Genomic DNA, 1,757 nt, shown 5'->3' with positions numbered 1-1,757 from the left:
CTCTTAGCCTTCCAGCACCGGGCAGGCGTCAGACCCTATACGTCGCCTTACGGCTTCGCAGAGCCCTGTGTTTTTGATAAACAGTCGCCACCCCCTGGTCTGTGCCACCCCACAACGGTTGCCCGTCGTGAGGTCTCCCTTCTCGCGAACTTACGGGAGCATTTTGCCGAGTTCCTTCAGCATAGTTCTCTCAAGCGCCTTGGTATTCTCTACCAGTCCACCTGTGTCGGTTTCGGGTACGGTTTATACGGTGGAGCTATTTCCTGGAACACCTTCGCTGCACCCCCAATCCAATAAGGAGATACAACACACGGCATCCGTCACTACCACCAAGCTGCAGAATATTAACTGCATTCCCATCGACTACGCCTTTCGGCCTCGCCTTAGGGGCCGGCTAACCCTGCGCCGATTAGCGTTGCGCAGGAACCCTTGGACTTTCGGCGAGCGGGTCTCTCACCCGCTTTATCGTTACTCATGTCAGCATTCGCACTTCTGATATCTCCAGGAGCCCTCACGGGTCCCCCTTCGCAGACTTACAGAACGCTCCGCTACCGCGCATCATAAGATGCACCCGCAGTTTCGGTGTATGGCTTGAGCCCCGGTACATTTTCGGCGCGGAACCCCTTATTTAGACCAGTGAGCTGTTACGCTTTCTTTAAATGATGGCTGCTTCTAAGCCAACATCCTGGTTGTTTTGGGAGTTCTACATCCTTTCCCACTTAGCCATAACTTAGGGACCTTAACTGGCGGTCAGGGTTGTTTCCCTCTCCACAATGGACGTTAGCACCCACTGTGTGTCTGCCGGATAGTACTTCTCGGTATTCGGAGTTTGGTTAGGATCAGTAAGGCGGTAAGCCCCCATAGCCCATCCAGTGCTCTACCCCCGAGAGTATTCATCCGACGCTCTACCTAAATAGATTTCGCGGAGAACCAGCTATTTCCGAGTTTGATTGGCCTTTCACCCCTAGCCACAGCTCATCCCCGACTTTTTCAACAGGCGTGGGTTCGGTCCTCCAGTGCGTGTTACCGCACCTTCAACCTGGCCATGGCTAGATCACTCGGTTTCGGGTCTAATCCAACGAACTAGGGCGCCCTATTCAGACTCGCTTTCGCTACGCCTACACCTACCGGCTTAAGCTTGCTCGTTAAATTAAGTCGCTGACCCATTATACAAAAGGTACGCTGTCAGGCTTGCGCCCTCCAACTGTTTGTAGGCATCCGGTTTCAGGAACTGTTTCACTCCCCTCGTCGGGGTACTTTTCACCTTTCCCTCACGGTACTTGTTCGCTATCGGTCGACAAGGAGTACTTAGGCTTGGAGGGTGGTCCCCCCATGTTCAGACAGGATTTCACGTGTCCCGCCCTACTCGAGGACTTGCATAATTTCTACCCGTACGGGGCTATCACCCACTAATGCCCGACTTTCCAGACGGTTCCGGTTCTTAAATGCAAGCCACTGGCCTGGTCCGCGTTCGCTCGCCACTACTAGCGGAGTCTCGGTTGATGTCCTTTCCTCCGGGTACTTAGATGTTTCAGTTCCCCGGGTTTGCTCCCTTGCGGGTACTCCATACGGAGTGGGTTTCCCCATTCGGAAATCCACGGATCAAAGCTTATTCGCAGCTCCCCATGGCTTATCGCAGCGTATCACGTCCTTCATCGCCTCTTGTCGCCAAGGCATCCACCGAATGCCCTTAAGACACTTGATCACTCTCATTATCAATGCTCATCTCATGCTTGCAAATCCACCAGAACCAACCC

The 1,757-nt window shown here is 53.6% G+C and carries 1 rRNA gene; it reads right to left on the bottom strand.

The annotated features are described in order from the left end of the window. Nucleotides 1-1,705 (bottom strand): 23S ribosomal RNA (locus IQ256_RS29080); the annotation flags it as partial. Nucleotides 1,706-1,757: the final 52 nt, after the last annotated feature.

It is taken from the genome of cf. Phormidesmis sp. LEGE 11477 (assembly GCF_015207105.1).
Lineage (GTDB): Bacteria > Cyanobacteriota > Cyanobacteriia > Phormidesmidales > Phormidesmidaceae > Phormidesmis.
This window is presented reverse-complemented; position numbering and strand designations above follow the sequence as displayed.